Source organism: Synechococcus sp. PCC 7336 (assembly GCF_000332275.1).
GTDB lineage: Bacteria > Cyanobacteriota > Cyanobacteriia > Thermostichales > PCC-7336 > PCC-7336.
The window spans coordinates 1,308,419-1,324,991 of record NZ_CM001776.1 but is presented as its reverse complement, the minus strand read 5'-3'; the positions used below and the strand labels follow the sequence as shown (position 1 = coordinate 1,324,991).

15 protein-coding genes are annotated in these 16,573 nt (G+C 51.2%); 10 read left to right on the top strand and 5 right to left on the bottom strand.

All coding sequences use genetic code 11. The features are described from left to right. The first annotated feature begins 113 nt into the window (after nucleotides 1-113). From SYN7336_RS06460 to SYN7336_RS27760, 3 genes are all read left to right on the top strand, one after another. On the top strand, nucleotides 114-473 hold the full coding sequence (locus SYN7336_RS06460; protein ID WP_017325111.1) for a hypothetical protein: 360 nt from the start codon (nucleotides 114-116) through the stop codon (nucleotides 471-473). 162 nt (nucleotides 474-635) lie between these two features. Then, entirely contained in the window at nucleotides 636-2,471 is a 1,836-nt protein-coding gene (locus tag SYN7336_RS06450; protein ID WP_156820059.1) for a hypothetical protein, read from the top strand. 124 nt (nucleotides 2,472-2,595) lie between these two features. After that, a complete protein-coding gene (locus tag SYN7336_RS27760) occupies nucleotides 2,596-3,345 on the top strand; it encodes an N-acetylmuramoyl-L-alanine amidase (RefSeq protein ID WP_017325109.1) in 750 nt (249 codons plus the stop codon). 225 nt (nucleotides 3,346-3,570) lie between these two features. Here SYN7336_RS27760 and SYN7336_RS06440 read toward each other — a convergent pair whose 3' ends face one another. Then, the gene (locus SYN7336_RS06440; RefSeq protein WP_017325108.1) at nucleotides 3,571-6,162 is read right to left on the bottom strand and encodes a M1 family metallopeptidase; all 2,592 of its coding nucleotides are present in this window, start codon (nucleotides 6,160-6,162) and stop codon (nucleotides 3,571-3,573) included. A gap of 199 nt (nucleotides 6,163-6,361) precedes the next feature. Here SYN7336_RS06440 and SYN7336_RS06435 point away from each other — a divergent pair, with 199 nt between their 5' ends. The 4 genes from SYN7336_RS06435 (at nucleotide 6,362) to zwf (ending at nucleotide 10,125) form a co-directional block, all read left to right on the top strand. Beyond that, nucleotides 6,362-6,622: a hypothetical protein gene (locus tag SYN7336_RS06435; RefSeq protein ID WP_017325107.1), complete on the top strand. Its 261-nt coding sequence runs from the start codon at nucleotides 6,362-6,364 to the stop codon at nucleotides 6,620-6,622. Between the two features lie 154 nt (nucleotides 6,623-6,776). Then, complete coding sequence (locus SYN7336_RS24755; protein ID WP_017325106.1) at nucleotides 6,777-7,154, top strand: Uma2 family endonuclease; 378 nt, start codon at nucleotides 6,777-6,779, stop codon at nucleotides 7,152-7,154. A gap of 282 nt (nucleotides 7,155-7,436) precedes the next feature. Next, nucleotides 7,437-8,495: a class 1 fructose-bisphosphatase gene (gene fbp, locus SYN7336_RS06425; RefSeq protein WP_017325105.1), complete on the top strand. Its 1,059-nt coding sequence runs from the start codon at nucleotides 7,437-7,439 to the stop codon at nucleotides 8,493-8,495. A gap of 97 nt (nucleotides 8,496-8,592) precedes the next feature. Then, nucleotides 8,593-10,125 (top strand): glucose-6-phosphate dehydrogenase, encoded by a 1,533-nt coding sequence (zwf, locus tag SYN7336_RS06420; RefSeq protein ID WP_017325104.1) that lies wholly within the window; start codon nucleotides 8,593-8,595, stop codon nucleotides 10,123-10,125. 136 nt (nucleotides 10,126-10,261) lie between these two features. On the opposite strand, the gene SYN7336_RS06415 is transcribed toward zwf, so the two are convergent. The 3 genes from SYN7336_RS06415 to SYN7336_RS06405 all read right to left on the bottom strand — a co-directional run bounded on the left by SYN7336_RS06415 (nucleotide 10,262) and on the right by SYN7336_RS06405 (nucleotide 11,926). Next, complete coding sequence (locus tag SYN7336_RS06415; RefSeq protein WP_017325103.1) at nucleotides 10,262-10,909, bottom strand: Uma2 family endonuclease; 648 nt, start codon at nucleotides 10,907-10,909, stop codon at nucleotides 10,262-10,264. A gap of 76 nt (nucleotides 10,910-10,985) precedes the next feature. Then, nucleotides 10,986-11,387, bottom strand: coding sequence for a nuclear transport factor 2 family protein (locus tag SYN7336_RS06410; RefSeq protein ID WP_227498610.1), 402 nt, complete (start codon nucleotides 11,385-11,387; stop codon nucleotides 10,986-10,988). A 122-nt stretch (nucleotides 11,388-11,509) separates the two neighbouring features. Then, nucleotides 11,510-11,926, bottom strand: coding sequence for a hypothetical protein (locus SYN7336_RS06405; protein WP_038025776.1), 417 nt, complete (start codon nucleotides 11,924-11,926; stop codon nucleotides 11,510-11,512). 666 nt (nucleotides 11,927-12,592) lie between these two features. On the opposite strand from SYN7336_RS06405, the gene SYN7336_RS06400 reads away from it, so the two are divergent. The 3 genes from SYN7336_RS06400 (at nucleotide 12,593) to SYN7336_RS24750 (ending at nucleotide 15,266) form a co-directional block, all read left to right on the top strand. Continuing rightward, nucleotides 12,593-12,958 (top strand): hypothetical protein, encoded by a 366-nt coding sequence (locus SYN7336_RS06400; RefSeq protein ID WP_038025774.1) that lies wholly within the window; start codon nucleotides 12,593-12,595, stop codon nucleotides 12,956-12,958. 149 nt (nucleotides 12,959-13,107) lie between these two features. After that, nucleotides 13,108-14,136 (top strand): ABC transporter permease, encoded by a 1,029-nt coding sequence (locus tag SYN7336_RS06395; protein ID WP_017325099.1) that lies wholly within the window; start codon nucleotides 13,108-13,110, stop codon nucleotides 14,134-14,136. 170 nt (nucleotides 14,137-14,306) lie between these two features. Further along, nucleotides 14,307-15,266 carry a FecR domain-containing protein gene (locus tag SYN7336_RS24750; RefSeq protein WP_017325098.1) on the top strand — a complete coding sequence of 320 codons (960 nt, stop codon included), beginning with the start codon at nucleotides 14,307-14,309 and terminating at the stop codon, nucleotides 15,264-15,266. Here the strand turns inward: SYN7336_RS24750 and SYN7336_RS24745 are convergent. Beyond that, nucleotides 15,226-16,554 (bottom strand): ATP-binding protein, encoded by a 1,329-nt coding sequence (locus SYN7336_RS24745; RefSeq protein WP_017325097.1) that lies wholly within the window; start codon nucleotides 16,552-16,554, stop codon nucleotides 15,226-15,228. The two genes, SYN7336_RS24750 and SYN7336_RS24745, sit on opposite strands and share 41 nt — an antisense overlap. Nucleotides 16,555-16,573 lie beyond the last annotated feature (19 nt).

The following is a 16,573-nucleotide window of genomic DNA, read 5'->3' as shown; positions in this document are numbered from 1 at the left end:
GTTCAATCAAAAAAAATCAACGAGCTTTCAATGATTTGATTCATTGAAAAATCTTGAATTGGTTGAGATACCAAAAATCTATATTAGTCTAGTAAGTTTATGGAGATTCAAAAATGGCTGTTTTTAGAGATGATTTTGTCGATTTTGAAATTGCCGATCTGAATAAAGATGTAACTGTGACAGTTACAGTTGGTGAAGGAAATCTTGGAGGATCTAGCTATGATTTGAATGGAGAATTTATTCGCGATGTTGATGGAGATGGAATACCAGTAAAGATTGGAACTGGAAATGAAATGAATGGCAAAAAACTGAGAATTGTTACTACTGTAACTGATAGTAACGCTAGAACAAATCGAACCAGTATTGCTCTCAAAATTGAGAATCAAGGAAAAAGATTTAATAGAACTTATATAGCAACGGTAGATGAAGACAATGAGACAGCGATCTTTCTAACTCTTATTACGTTCAGATAGTTTTCAACTTGATCTGGCGGCATCTTGGTGTCTCTTGACTAAGGATTGTACAGTTCTGGACTGGGATCTGGCTTGTGAATTTACGAGAAAAAAATTCTTCTTTTGGAGTCAATAAACGTACAGGTTAAACATCAAAAATCTAGATTAAAGTGAGGAGAAGAAATGCGGCTTAAAGATCTTAGACTATCACCAAAAATTGCTTATTTTTTATGTCTATTTGGCTTGTTAAGTATAAGCAATTTATCCTTCGCTCAAGTGACAGGTGATATCGACTCTTCTGAAGAAGAAAAACGACAAGAAAGTCCTGAGCTTGAAGCAAGGGTCGTTAGTAATCGCGCTCAAGATTTGATGAATACAGTTCTTGAAGACGGAGAAAATCTAAGCATTGATCGCCTTAGAGTGAGCAATACTCCAGCATTAAATATTCTTGGTATTTCTGAAAGAGAGATATCTAAACCAACAACACCTCAAGCATTTGGTGTGACTATATTGGAATCAGTTAGTAGTGCACAAGGCAGCTTTCCTAGTAATTTTGTAGTGGAAATTTCTCCTTTCTGGTGGTTCCCCCGTCCAAATCTGACATTTGAAGATTACTACAGCAAAACAGGTTTTGGTGAATTTATTCCAGAGAGTTTTGCAATATCTCTAGGCAGCACAGATGTTATGTTGACGGATGGAGATAATGAGATTGATGCAACCCGGTTATCCACTGGAATTAGTTTTTTACTAGATCCGGGAAAACCTGACAATGAACTATGGGAAAAAGCTGAAGAGGTAACGCAACTACAAAGGCAACTGAGAGCCTTGCTACGAACGCATCTAGATAGTTGCCAAAGAAAGATTATAAGTGAGAAACTGGGCATTCCAGAAAATGATCCAAGGTTCGTGGACCTTATGAATGAGCTTCTGAATGATGAAGCAGAAGCGACAAGAGTCAATACAATTTGTTTTGCCCAGATAGGAGTTGAACGTGCGGAAGAAGATCCTGAAGATACCGAAGGTGATGATGCAAGTATAAATACTGAAAGAGATCGACAGAGCGTCTCTCAGAATTGGAAAACAACAATTATTAATCTTAGAACTTCTTTAGACTGGTATAAGAGAGAATATTGTTCTAGTCAAAGTATAACTAGATTAGTTACGGGAGATGCAATAGTCTCTCAACGAGAACTTTGCTCGACCGTAATCAATCGAATCAAATTGGTAAACGAAATCATTTCAACAGCAGACTCTAAAGAAATCAATGAGAATGAAATTTTCTTCCTAGACTCCATCAAGCGAAACTGTACAGGAGCTATCTTCACAAATTTGCAAGAGAATAAGAGGCAACTAGACAGCTTGATATCTGATTGTTCGACAGATTTGCTAACAGTTAGCGATCAGCTAGAAACCTTCGATCTCCTCTTGTCTATTGAAGCTCAGCCTATTCAGAAAATGGAGGAAGAAATTCAAAGTATTCTTACGAAGCTTAAGGTGCTTGCGGCAGATATTGAAGAGCTTGATTTAAATCGAGAAGGATTTCAACTTAGGTTCGATTCTGCAGGAGCCTTTGATTTCATTGATGATAGTATCAGTTCAATAGATTTTGCTAAAGCTGCAGCTTGGTTGACAGCATCTTATCAACCTACTGGACTTATGGATGACTTCACGTTTCTTGGCATTGGCCGTTATACTTTCGATGATATAGGTGATAATGGTGAAAATTTAGTCGATCTAGGAGCAAGCTTTCTCATAACTCCCAATCAAGGACCTGTCAATTTCCAGATTGAATATATTGCAAGATTTGGAGATCGAAGAGACGATCGCTTAGTCGGAGTACTTGAATATCGAATCAATGATACTTACTCAGTGTTTGCCAGTTATGGTCAGACATTCGACGATAGCTTTAATGGAGATAGTGATTTAGTCTCAATCTTTGGAATTAATTTTGGTCTTGGAGAAGGTCCTGTAATTAGCGAAATTTCTGCCGCCGCATCTGAGTCTGAAAATGCTAGATAACTCCGAACAGTCATGAGACTCTGTAAAAATGATAGAAGTATTCAGTGCTTTTATGGCTAGTAACAGAAATTTCATCAAAGAGCTATACATCTAATCTTTGACTACAATTCTCAGGAGTAATACTATGTCTTGGATACTCGAAACCAGAACATCTATGTATCTTATGGAAGAGGATAAGTTTATATCAAAAATTGACTTTAAATCAACAAATCCTAGTGGCAAAGATAAGCTGATTGTTGTCGATCTACAAGACTGGTTTAGAAGAATAGATTCTCTAGGCACGTTGGTTCGGGATCTAGGTCGTACTGATGAACCCGAACTTTTAGCTGAAGATCATCCTGGTACTGGTTCTGACTTCTTTTCTAAACCTCCCACCCAAATAAAGCGAACACGAAAACAGAGTAATAGACGGACTGGTGTTGATATCGACACAATTGTTTTACACTACACAGCATCTAACAATGATGCTTCTGGCCTCTTCACCTTGACAGATGGCGATCGCGAAGCTAGCTCCCACTATCTTGTATTCAAAAATGGAACTATATACGAGATTGTCCCAGAAGACAAAAAAGCTTGGCACGCACCATCGGTGAATTCGCGCTCAATCGGAATTGAGCATACGGCAGGAGTAGGAGAAAGATTTACTGAAGAACAAGAGGCTGCATCCATTAAATTGGTTTCGTATTTGCTAGCAAAATATGACTTGCCTTATACGGCTGTGACTGCACATAAGTGGACACCTCAAGCTACACTATGTCCTGGAAATCTCTTTGGCAGCAATGGCACACTTGAGGAATTTATGGCTTGGCGTGAACGTAATTTTGCTACTTTATTTCCTTCAGATGGAAGTGCAGATCGAATCATGACGGCTTAGGGACAGGTGAATTCGACGATATCGAACTGCTCTCATGCCCAGCCCTCTCCTAATATTGGGAGAGGGTAGCAACAGCCAAAAATCTCTATTTATCATCAAGTTCCCCTTCCCCAAACATTGAGGGAAGGGGTTGGGGAATCGGGAGCAGCCTGTTATCGAACTCACGTTAAGTAAAGCTCAGCACTTGAACTCAGATCTGAATAAATTATCTTAATGGAGAGTTGGTTAGGGTGACTTGGTTTCTAGCTTTTCCAGCCTGCTGACTAAATCACGGTTGGTTTTCTTAAGTTGCTCCAACTCATCTCGCAGCTCCTTCACCGCGCTGTCAGACCCAGCATTCTTCTGCACCTTCTCGATCGCCTCTCCAACCATCCGCTCAACCCGTCCATCGCTACTCTCCAAACTCTGAAGAACTGGAATCGCCTTAGTCGTATTCAACTGACCTAACGCATTCACAGTCGCCACTTCAGTCAAGAAAAACGTTTCGCGAGAGAGCTCGCGCAAGCGTTCGAGCACTTTGGAGTTCTCCTTCTCAGAAGCATAAGAGCCCAGAGCGCGGATAGAGGCCAAGCGCAACGGTTGAGACACGCCACTTTCGGTGTATTTGAGCAATAGATCGAGAGCCGCTGCCGACTCCTTCATTTGAGACAGACCGCCGATCGCCCCCGATCGCACCACCTCATTCCAACCTGCCTTCTCCTCCAACACCGACTTGAGAGCCGCGATCGCCTCTTCCTCCCTCACATCGCTATCCACCGTCTTACCGGCAATCACCCCGATCGCCCGAGCGACAGCCCCCTCAAAGTAATAGCTCTCGTCCCCGTCTTTCAGCCGTTGCAGTAGCAGGTCAAAAGTTTTGCGGGTTTTGAACTTCGTCAGACCGGCGATCGCCGCTCGGCGCACGTGGGCATCGCCATCCTCAAGCGCAGAAGCCAAGACATCGAAGACCTGGTCGAGGGAGATATCGGCCAACGCTTCGCACACCTCCACGCGCACCCCCCAGAATGCCTCGGCTTTGAGGGATTCTTGTAAAGCTTTGAGCGCTTCGAGATTGCCTTTTTTGGCGATCGCCTTGGCCGCATAAATGCGCGCCATTACATCAGACGCATACAGCAACTGAGCCTTCAACTCCGGCAGAGCGTAGGTGAGTTCGACCGTTTTGAGGTGGTGATTGCCGCGATCGAAGCTGATAAATTGCGGTTTCTCGGGCAGGGGGAAGAAAAAGCTCTGTTCGGCTTCGCAGACTTTGACCGTGAAATCCTTCAGGGTCTTGCCGTCGTCGTAGCCAAAGGCGATCGGAATTTTGAGATCGAAAAGAGACTCTTTATCTTGGGTTTGAGTAACCGTGACCTTGGCCAACTTGGCATCGTCATCCCAGCTATAGCCGACCTTGTAATCGGGATGGCCCCCTCGAAAGACATACAGATCCAGCAGGGGTTGGATGTTAATCCCAGTGGCCTTATCCACCGCCCGCACGAGATCGGCAGTATCGACCGTGCTGTGGGCATGGTCGGTGATGAGAGATTGAATCGATTGACTGAACAGATCGTCACCGAGGCGATGGCGCAGCATGTGGTAGACGCAAGCGCCTTTCTCGTAGATGTGGCGATCGTAGAGTTCGATCGCCTCCTTATATACATTCGTCACCATCGGACGGCGATAGCGACTGGAATCTTCGCTCAAATAGCTCTTTTGGTCGCCGTAGCGGTTGTAATCTGCCCGCTCTTTATCGTAAGCATGGTTCAACCACAGCGTTTCAGAATAGGTGGCCATGCCCTCCTTAATCCAGGCATGAGACCAATGCTTAATCACAATCAGATCGCCAAACCACTGGTGGGCGAGTTCGTGGGCCACTAGCGTTTCGGCGCGGGTATTGTCGATCGCCGCCCGCTCGTCCAACAAACAGCGATCGGTCAGCAGTGTCACAGAGGTATTTTCCATGCCGCCAAAAATGAAATCATCCACACACACCTGAGCGTATTTGGGATAGGCATAGGGATAGCCGAACGCGGTCGAGAAAAACTCCACCATCTCGGGGGTTTTGCCCATCGTGATGCGGGCTTGCTCTTCGCGACCCTTCTCGACGTAGTAGGTAATGGGCTTGCCCTTCCACTCGTCCTGCAGTTCGGCAAAATCGCCGATCGCCAAAGCCACCAGATAGGAGGGATGAACCTCCGCCTGACTCCAGTGATAAGTCTTTTTCTCCGCCCCCGATTCAGTCACCGCCACCAACTCCCCGTTGCTGACTGCCATATAGGGGTCGGGCACAGTGGCGAGAATTTCGGTGGTCGCCAATTGGCCCGGATAGTCGAAGCAGGGGAACCAATAGCGCGAGTCTTCATCCTCCCCTTGGGTCCACACCTGCACCGGCTTATCGGGATAGTCCTCACTGGGATGAATGAAGTAGATGCCCCGTTGGGGTTGGCGGGCGGCGTAGGCGATCGCCAGTTCTAGCCGTTCGCCCCTACGGGTAGGCTCCGCTAACTGAATCTCCAGTTCCTTGCCGTCGTAGCTGAAGCTCAGATCGGCGTGATGGCAGCGGACAGATTGAATTTCGAGATCGACCGCATCCAGCTTGAGGGAACGAATCCCGTCCCGAATCGGGTTGAGCTGAATGCTGCAGGTGCCTTCGATTTCGCGCGCATCGAGCCGGATATCTAAATCGAGGCGAATGTGTTCCACCCGACCGGGGCGATCGGGGGTGTAGTGGGGGCTGGAACCCGGTCGGGCAAAAGGTTTGGGTTTGGGCTTGCCATCTTTGCTGTCTTCGTCAAAGCCAAAGCTGCTGAGGGCGTGCAGGCGGTTGAGGAGGGACATGGCAACGGCTCCGAGGGGGATCGAGTGGGCTGAAAAGGGGCGATCGCTAGCGTAACTCGCCGATTTGCCGAGTGCAGCAGCAGAAGCGGATGAAATTAACCTTGATGGAGAGCGATCGTTGTGTTAATAATCGCGACACCTGTCTAAATGTCAGGGGATCGCAACTTAATATGGGGGTAAAGGAATTCGGTGCAAGAACATGCAAACTTATTATGCGAGTCAGGCGGATCGCACCACTTTTGAATTCGAAACACATCGTCTCTATCTGTGCGAGTGTTTGCGAATTCAGACTGCTGCTGCGGGGCGCGATGCGGCGACACTGTTAATTTTAGCGAAAGAGTCGCAGGCACTGAGCTGCGACATTCCCGAGTTGCTGGATTGGACCCCCGGCATGGACCCAGTGTCGCGAGCGAGCCGCGAAATGAGTCATCTCAATCGACGACTAGCCTTGGCCCATTAAGGTCTGCGGCGTGGTCAAATATCTCGCTGAGGCGATCGCGATCGCCTCAGCGGAATACTGGAATCTGGCCTTAAGGATATGCTAAAGAGCGGTGGCCTCAGTCCTGCTTGATGGAAGCTCGGCGACCAACGGGACTTGCGATGACGATCTGCCCATGACTACGACCTCTGAAACACTTTCTCCCATCATTTCCCAGCCAGAGCAGCAAATCCTTTTGCATGGGGTTAGCTGGCAAGAGTATTTGGTGTTGGATGCCACGTTCGAGGAAAGACCTGGCATACGGCTCTCCTATCTGGAAGGAACTCTAGAGATGATGACAACCTCATCGCTACACGAAGCGTTGAAGAAAGTCATTGCCCGCTTGCTCGAAATCTATGCCTTTGCCAATCACATCCCACTGCAGGGTTTTGGCTCTAGAAACTATCGAAGCGAAGCACTGGCCAGGGGGTTGGAGCCAGATGAATGTTATTGCCTCGATCCTGCGAGCGAGTTTCCCGACTTGGCCATTGAGGTGGTGTTAAGCAGTGGCTGAAGCTGTGAGCGCGTTTTACGCAGTAGCAGTCGCGGCCAGAGCCAAGCGCGACCGGTAGAACTGGCGCGGGCCATTTCTCTAGATGCCTTTCCCATTCGTTGGATCGAGCTGGCGATCGCCCCTCACTTGCGCTGATTGAAATTTCTTGAGGGAACCTAAAACAATTCTGTAAACTCTCTGGGTTTTAAGGTCGTTTTGAATTCACCTACCTACCATAGGCGATAGAGGCCAGCCTCCTTCGCGACGGCATTCCTCCCCACGCCCCAGATTAGGCCAGACACTATGGTTGCGACCGCCCCATCCTCCTTAAGCGATGCCTCCAATCGCGATATCCAACGGGGGTTTATGACCCTCTCCCGATACATCCTGCAAGAATTTGGCGACTATTCTGCCGAGGCCCAAGATTTCAGCGCCCTCATGTCCCGCATCAGCTTGGCAGGCAAGATGATCGCCCACCACCTGAGCAAAGCGGGCTTGGTGGAGAATGCCCTCGGCGTCACCGGTACGGTGAACGTACAGGGAGAAGAAGTCAAGATGATGGATGAATACGCCAATACCGTATTCATTCGGGCGATCGAGCAAAGTGGACTGGTATGCCGGTTGGTGTCTGAAGAAATGGACGAACCCGCCCACCTGCCCGACAATTGCTCGTTGGGTCGCTATGCCATCTTGTTCGACCCCATTGACGGTTCCTCCAATATCGACGCCGACCTCTCCATTGGCTCCATCTTCTCTATCATTCGGGCTGAAGGTATCGACGAAGGCAATTACGAGGATTTACTGCAGCCCGGACACAAACAGTTGGCGGCAGGCTATATCCTCTACGGCCCCAGTACCCAGTTGGTCTATTCCATGGGGAAAGGGGTACATGCCTTTATCCTCGACCCCAGTTTGGGGGAGTTCGTGCTGTGGAAAGACAACATTCAAACGCCCTCCCGAGGGACCACCTACAGCCTCAATGAGGGCTATTACTGCCAGTGGGCCGGAGCGGTGCAGGAGTTCGTCCGCTACGTCCATCGCACTGAAGGCTACACGGCTCGCTATAGTGGCGCGCTGGTGGCTGACGTACACCGCATTTTGATGTACGGCGGCGTCTATCTCTATCCCGGCACGTTAGAGCAGCCCGATGGCAAGCTGCGGCTACTGTACGAGGCGTCACCTCTGGCCTTTTTACTCGAACAGGGGGGAGGGCGCGCCGCGACCACAGCGGGCGATCGCATTCTCGACATTCATCCCACCGCCTTGCACCAACGGGTGCCGCTGGTGATTGGCAGTGCCGACAATGTTGCCGAAGTGGAGAATATCCTGCGCCAGCACGCCACCACTGGCCCCTCCTGCTGACCCGAAGGGGATACGATCTCTAAGCCATTCCCCCTTTCACTCTCGTCGCTCCCCATCATCAACACCCCATCGAGACTTTAATCCCCCAGGTTTGAGTATGGTCGCCCTAGCCCCCAACCCCCTTCGTATCGGTCTGACCCAAGAACGCGTCCCAGCCCCCCTTCTGTTCGTGCTGTTCGGCGCGTCGGGGGATCTGGCAGCCCGCAAACTCATCCCCGCCATTTACCGCCAGTTTCAAGCCCGCCGCCTGCCCGCCCAATTTGCCCTCGTGGGGGTGGCCCGTCGGGAATGGACCCACGAGATCTATCGAGAGAAGATGCACGCGGCGGTGGAGGAATTTGCCCCCAACGATGTCGGGCGTCCGGGGGTATGGGGCGACTTTGCCAGCCGCCTGTTCTACTCGCCGCTCAATATCCAAGAGCGAGAGAGCTACCTGCGCCTGAATGAATTACTGGATCGACTCGATCGAGAACAGAACATTCGCGGCAATCGCGTCTTCTACCTGTCCGTCTCCCCCAAGCTCTTTCCCAGTGCTCTAGAACAACTGGCTGATACCGGCATGATTGCCGATGTCAGCAAAAACCGGATTGTGATCGAAAAACCCTTCGGTCGCGATCTGCCTTCAGCCCAAGAACTCAACCAAATCGTCAGTGCCGTCTGCGATGAAAAACAGGTCTTTCGCATCGACCACTATTTAGGCAAAGAAACCGTCCAAAACATGATGGTGTTTCGGTTTGCCAATGCGATTTTCGAGCCGTTATGGAATCGCAACTACATCGACCACGTCCAAATTACCGTGGCTGAAACCGTGGGTGTAGAAGAGCGCGCGGGCTATTACGACTCTTCGGGTGCGCTGCGAGACATGTTGCAAAACCACCTCATGCAAATCTATGCGCTGGCGGCGATGGAACCCCCCGTTTCGCTCGGTGGGGATGGCGTGCGCAATGAAAAAGTGAAGGTGGTGCAAGCGACTCGCGTGGCCAATCCGCGCAACATTGCTGCCTGTGCCGTGCGGGGCCAGTATTCGTCTGGCTGGATGTCGGGCCGGCAAATCCCCGGTTATTTGGAAGAGCCGGATGTCAATCCCGAGTCGGCGACGCCGACCTTTGTGGCGGTGAAGTTGATGTGCGACAACTGGCGCTGGCAGGGGGTACCGTTTTACCTGCGGACGGGCAAGCGTTTGCCGAAGAAGGTATCCGAGATCGCGATCTTCTTCCGGCAAGTGCCCTTGTTGCTGTTCGAGTCTGCTGCCCAACAGTTGAGTCCCAACGTGTTGACGATGCGGATTCAGCCGGATGAGGGGATTTCGCTGCGGTTTGAGGCCAAGATGCCCGGTCCCGATATTTTGACGCGATCGGTGGATATGGATTTTCAATACGGTACTGCCTTCGGCACCAAGACGGCAGATGCCTACGATCGCCTCTTGTTGGACAGTATGTTGGGGGATCAAACCCTCTTCATGCGCTCCGATGAAGTGGAAGCGGCTTGGCGGGTGGTCACGCCCTTGCTGACCGATTGGGAAGATCCCGATGCCAGCCACCGCGTCAGCCAGTACGAAGCCGGTACGTGGGGACCGGCGGCGGCGGAAGAGTTATTGACGAAAGAAGGTCGGCGCTGGCGGCGGTTGTAGGTGCGCTGGGGGAGACTCGGGAGCAGTTCGAGTCCCCCCGTTCCGGTCAGACCGATTCAGCTATCGTTCGGCCTTCGATACTGAGACGACAATGCCTGCGATCGCCCCCAAGCTCGAGCCAAGAGCGATCGCGATTTCAGCCCAACCGCTGCAGTTCGGCCTGAAATTCCTTTAGGGCCACGCTCGACGGAACCGCCCAACCCCGCTCGACATACTTAGGAATCAACTGCTTCACAGGAATTTCTGGAAATGCTGAGCTCTCTGTCGATAACTGATAGTGCTGTCCGTCGAACAGATAAATGCTCAACTCTGCAGATTGATAGATCCAGACTTCTGGAACGCCAATCGGTTCGTAATCTTCAATTTTAGTGAGAGAGGTGAGATCGACTTCTAAAACCAAATCAGGAGGAGGATCGATCTCTAAATCGATTCGATCCTTGCCCAGAACTGCTTGCGCATTTTGAATATACAAGCAAGTGTCGGGCTCTACTCCCTTCTGGCGAAAGCGCTTGAGGGTAGTCGGATGATAAACGGACCAATCTTTTTTCCGAGCAATCAACATGGCTTGAACGAAGTTCATCAAAGCAGCGGACCGATGGCCGTGGCCGGGTAAAGGAGCCATTATTCGAATTTCTCGGGTGGCGGCATCAAACGTAATTTTTAAGGCCGCATTATCCTGCCGCCGCTCTAATAGCGTCTCGTAATCTTCCCAAGTTTGTTGGCGCAAAAGCACTTCAGTTCCCGGCTCGAGATCGAGGGTACCTTCAGAAATCGTTGGCAACATAGCTGCTAGCAGTGAGGCACTGGCTTTAGTGTAGTCAATTCTCAATGTCGCGATCGCCCCCAACCCTTTGCCACCATCACAGCAACGGGCTGCCGTGATGGTGAATCAAATACCAATTCGGCCCCATCCGCTCGAAAATATTGGTGGCCAGCGATCGCGCCTTCCCCCGTTGCCGCTTCGCCACCTGCATCACATGTTCGATCGCCACAACATAACCCAAATCCCCATTCACCTCTACAGAAATAATCTCCGTATCGATCTCGAGGTAATCGGTATTGCGAAAAATCGCCCGCCAAGACTCGCCAATCGCCTGCCAGCCCTGCAGCGGCAAGCGACCGGGATGGGCACACAAACAGCCAATCCCCTGCGAACAGACCGCCTCCATTGCCTCCATATCGCGCTTCTCAAACGCCCGATAAAACGCCTCGTTCGCCGCCAATAGAGCCTCAGTCTCAGTCTCCACGCGATCGCTCTCCACTCACTCCCCTCTTATTCTGGCTGCGATTCTACCGCCTCCTACTACGTCGTTGGTTTTAGCGGCTGCCTCTCGAAATGTCTTGCTTGCTGTAAGCGTCCCCTCCTCAGATCCCGCTGGAGAGGCTATAAAAATTGGTCGGCTTCTGCCTCTACCTTCTGAAAATTTTGCTTAAAGCTATTTGCAAGCTGATTTGCAGCCTCTATCCACGCTAGGGCATTCTCAGGTTGAGTGTGGCAAAATTGGCTTTTTCCATCTGGACAAGCCAGTAGCTCGGGTGCATCATCCCATCGATCTGATTCAGGCCACAGAAACTCCATCTCTGCAATAACAGGCAGATTGTGGCCGACCAACCACAGTGGGTAGCAATTCAATATCACTCCGGGGCAGACTTCTAGCTCTAATCGATACTTCAGTTCTCGGTTTTGAAAGCTATCGCGGCTTGAGGAAGGCAATTCTTTTTCGATCGCATCTCGATCGGGTAGCGAATTCAACCATTCGCGAACTGTATTCTGTATGTCTGGGACATCAAATGGAGTCATCGTAGGTTTCCTAGCGTATGCAGGTCAAACTCCTTGGCGTCTTGTTTCTAACCTCTCAGGCTTGCTGCTGTCAGTATCGGAGAATGCTCTAGAAACAACAAATTAAATAATATGTAGATTCATTAAGCCTAGGAATGCCTAATACTTTCCTAACTCCATCTTATTTGAGTCTGATTTGAAGTCAGGTGTTCCTTCCTTGCCCAGGAATTGCTAGTGAAAGGGTGGAATTATCTCTAAAAGTATCAGTTTTTGTTCTGGATTTTCGACATTCATCGAAAATCCTTGAGATATATATTCTATACACCAGTCATAATCCTCCAAAAGGCGGATAAACTTATAGTCGAAACCAAAATCAGTATAATTTTATTTTTTAAGCTGAAGCTAGAATAAATCACGAGCATCTACATAGTCCAATAGCTACTTTACTAAAAATGAAAAATATCTTTTAAGGTAGACTCGCGTTAGGCGGGCCTAAAGTTGGCTTGTAGAGATTCAACGTTCGTAGAGAATAGATAATTCGATACTACGATATCCTCGACCGTGGTTCCATATAATCTCCTTCTGTCGATATAAACTCCTAGGCAGATAGAATTTAGCAATTTTGAGGCAAAGCATTCAACAACCGTCGATCCTTGCAACACCTATTCCAGAAGGAGTTTGGATAAAATGAGCACACTGAAGGAAGATGCAATCTTCGTGGCGGCAGTCAGCAAATATGTCAATCGAATTCTGAAACACTATCCCATCTGCCCCTATCAAGAAGCCTTTACCAATCCTTCTCTACGACAACAGCTCTTAGATTATATAACTAATAGAGTGTCTGAAAGTGATGTCTTGCTTGATGAGATACAGCAATGGATGTATGGATATAGCGAAGTCCGAGGTCGATCGAGAGATCGCTCTTTTGATTTTGACGAACTAATCTATCGAGGTGTTCATCAAATTTGCCAAGACAACTCAATTAGAGATACTCACATGTTCCATGCTGAAGATTTTTCCAATGGGGATACTCCCTCCAATTGGTTCGGCTAAATTTTCAGGAGTATGTAAGAAGTGTGGAAGTTCTCAGTTTAGAAGCTGCAGCCTGCGCCTGCCGTTTCCGTCACACTCGTTTAAACTGATGAATCGATCGCCTCTATGCTTCAGAGGCGATCGCCGACTGTTGCATCCACGAGGAACTCGTGAGCCGTCAAGAAAGTTCCCTGCGTAGGTTTGTCACCACTCGACTACTGCTGTTGCCCGCCACATTGTGGATGGTCGCGACAATTCTGTTTGTCTTGCTGCGTATCGTTCCGGGAGATCCGGTGGATGCGATTTTGGGGCCGAGGGCATCTGAGGCCGTGCGGGAGCAGATGCGGGCGGATTTGGGGCTGACAGGCTCGCTTTGGGTGCAATACCTCAACTATTTGGGCCAGTTGTTGCGTTTGGACTTGGGCACTTCGATTTCCTCCACTGGCAAACCAGTGCGCGAGATTATTGCCACCTTTTTTCCCGCTTCGGCAGAATTGGCGATCGCCGCTCTGCTGGTGGCCCTGGCGATCTCTATCCCCCTGGGGGTTCTCGCCGCCACCCATCCCCGCAGCCCTGTAGACACCGCCACCCGCACCGCCAGCATTCTCACCTACGCGATTCCGGTATTTTGGGTGGGCATGATGGTCCAGCTCGTGTTTGGCGTTTATCTGGGCTGGTTTCCCATTGGCAATCGCCTGCCGGTCAGCATGGCCGAGCCCAGAGCGATTACCGGGCTGTATGCGATCGATGCTGCTGTGACGGGAAATTGGGCGGCTTTAGGGGAAGCTCTGCACCATCTGGCGATGCCTGCAGTTACTCTCGGCCTCGTCTTAGCTGGGGTGTTCGTGCGCACGATCCGGGTGCATCTCACTGAGGTGTTGCGATCGCCCTATATTGCCGCCGCGCGAGCGAAAGGGTTGCGAGAATGGCGGGTGGTGTTCGTTCATGCGGGGCGCAATGCGTTGGTCCCCATTTTGACAGTGATGGGGTTAGTGGTGGCATCACTCATGGGAGGGGCGCTGCTGACAGAAGTGACGTTTTCTTGGCCGGGGTTGGCTAGCCGTTTGATCTTGGCGATCGGGCAGCGGGACTATCCGGTGGTGCAGGGGTTAGTGGTGTTTTTTGCCTCAATTGCGATCGCAGTTAGTTTGCTGTTAGACATTCTCAACGCTTACATCGATCCCCGCATTCGCTACTGAGGAGCGGGGGCGAGATTGCATTTAGGAACCAGCCTTCTCCGTTGGGCGTCGATGAATTTACGTCGGGAAGATGAATGGGTTTCTCCGAACACTTCATGACCTGATGCCAAGTGGGGTCATTGCCTCGTCCGACGATCTAATCCGACGATCTAAATCGTAACTGTTATGCCGTGAACCAACCGACGCTAGCCCGAGTTCTTCCCCGTTTGGGAGCGTGCCTGGTTGCTCTGGCTGTTCTACACGCCACTGCTTTCGCCGCGCCCGAAAGACGTCTCAACCGCACCAGCCGCTGGTTAGAAGTGCGCTCTATTCGCGGCCGAGTGGCCTACCTCCCGATCGCCTTGGAAACCGAACAAGTTGCCCAACTGGGCGATCGCCTCGTGGCTGTGGGAGACAGCCTCAGCACGGCAGTAGACTCAGGCGCTCAATTGCAATTCGACGATGGGATTGGCAGCCTCAGAGTATACGACAACACAGCGATCGAAGTTTCTAGAATTGAGACCCAGACAGACGGCAGTAAAATCACCCACATTACCGTGCCGCAAGGAACGGTGCAATTCCAAATTCGGCGATTCACCCATCCCGGCTCCCGCCTGAGGATCGAAACCCCCGCCGGCATTGCCGGAGTACGGGGCACGAACTTTGGGGTGGGGGTCACCCCCGACGGCAGCAACACAGCAGTGGCCACCCTCAGTGGCTCTGTCAGTGCCAGTGCCCAAGGCAAGACAGTCATTGTCAATGGCGGCTTTTATTCCACCATCGAACGGGGCCAGCCCCCCACCGCTCCCTTGCCTTTGGGATCGAGCAATCTGCGGGTGGGAATTCGGCGACTGGAAGTGGTGGACTTGCCGGACGGCCGAGTCGGAGTTCAACTGGCGGGGGTGCTCCATCCGATTAACTCCATCGTCTTCAACGGCACGATCGCCCCCAGCGATCGCGCGGGACTGTTTCAAAGCGAAGTCATTCCCCTGCAAGACAACCGCCACCTCACCATCACCGTGCGATCGCCGGTTTGGGGCTCCAGAGACTACGAGCTCACCCTGACAGAAGACCGCTGGATACTCGATAACCCAACTGCTCGGCCCCAGGTTATTTTGCCTGCTCGGGGGTCAGTGATTCGGCGGGAATAGCTCGACCGGCGGCAAAGCACAGGGCTCGCTGGCGATCGATAAATTGGCGGGCCGTCCGTCCCGAAAAACCATTCTGCTGCTGCGCCCAAATCAGGGCCTCTCGCTGCAGCCTCTCGGGAGAGAGCGGTAACTGGAAGTAATCTGCCAAGTGGTTGACTGTGGCAAAATAATCGGTCTGTCTGAAGGGAGGGAAGGTGAGGGTGAGGCCAAACCGATCGCTCAGAGATAAAGTTTCCTGAACGCTATCCCAGGCATGGACTTCGGTATCGCTGGGCCTGGGGCGATCGGCCAGATCCTCTTTGACCAAATGGCGGCGATTGGAGGTGGCGTACAAACAGACATTCTCGGGCCGAGTCGCAATATCCCCCTCCAGCATGACTTTGAGTTGCTTGTACTCAGTTTCTGCAGCAGCAAATGACAGATCGTCAATGAAGACGATGAAGGCGTGGGGCAATTGCGCTAGACGATCGATCGCCACCAACAGATCCCGCAAATCCGACCGCGCGATCTCCACCACGCGCAGGCCGCGATCGCCGTATCGATGCAGCAGCGACTTGACTAGAGACGACTTGCCCGTTCCCCGTGCACCGTACAGCAAGACATTCAAGGCGGGCTGTCGGGCCAACAGAGCTTCGGTATTTTGGCACAGCAGCATTTTTTGGCGATCGCAGCCGTAGATCCAATCGAGGGCAATGGCATCTGGTGCCGCAATGCCCGCTAGTTGACCGTCCTGCCAGCGCGCTGCTCGATAGCGACCAAACAGCCCGACGCCGTTCTGGCGGTAATAGGCAGCGAGATCGCCCACACAGTCGCCCCAATCCTCAGCATCCTGCAGCCGTCGGGCGATCGCAGTGCTCGGACTTCGAGCATCTTTCCAGGTGACGAGCGCCTGCCCCGCCGCCTTTTCCACAGCGCAACCCAGCAGATCCCCCTGTTTCCACCATTGCTGCAAGTGGGATAAATCGCGCGCAGCAGCCTCCAGCAGCGATCGCGGCAGATCGCCGAGATCCCGCCTCGACGCCTGCCGCGAAAAGGCGTTTTCAGTCACTAACAGCTCCCGCAACAGCCAGTCCGACCCGCTGCACTGCCGTTCGGCCAACTGTTCGAACCAATTGCCATAGGCTGAGAGCACCTGCAATTGCCACGCATATTGCTCCGAGCGATCGGGGGCCGACAGCAGTTGGCGGGCACATTCCAGCCACGCTTGCGCGACAGGAGTTTGCAACAGCGATCGATAGACCAGCAGAGAATGAATCGCCTGCAACTGGGCGAACAGATCTGGATTCACAGTGAATGCTCCTGAGTGG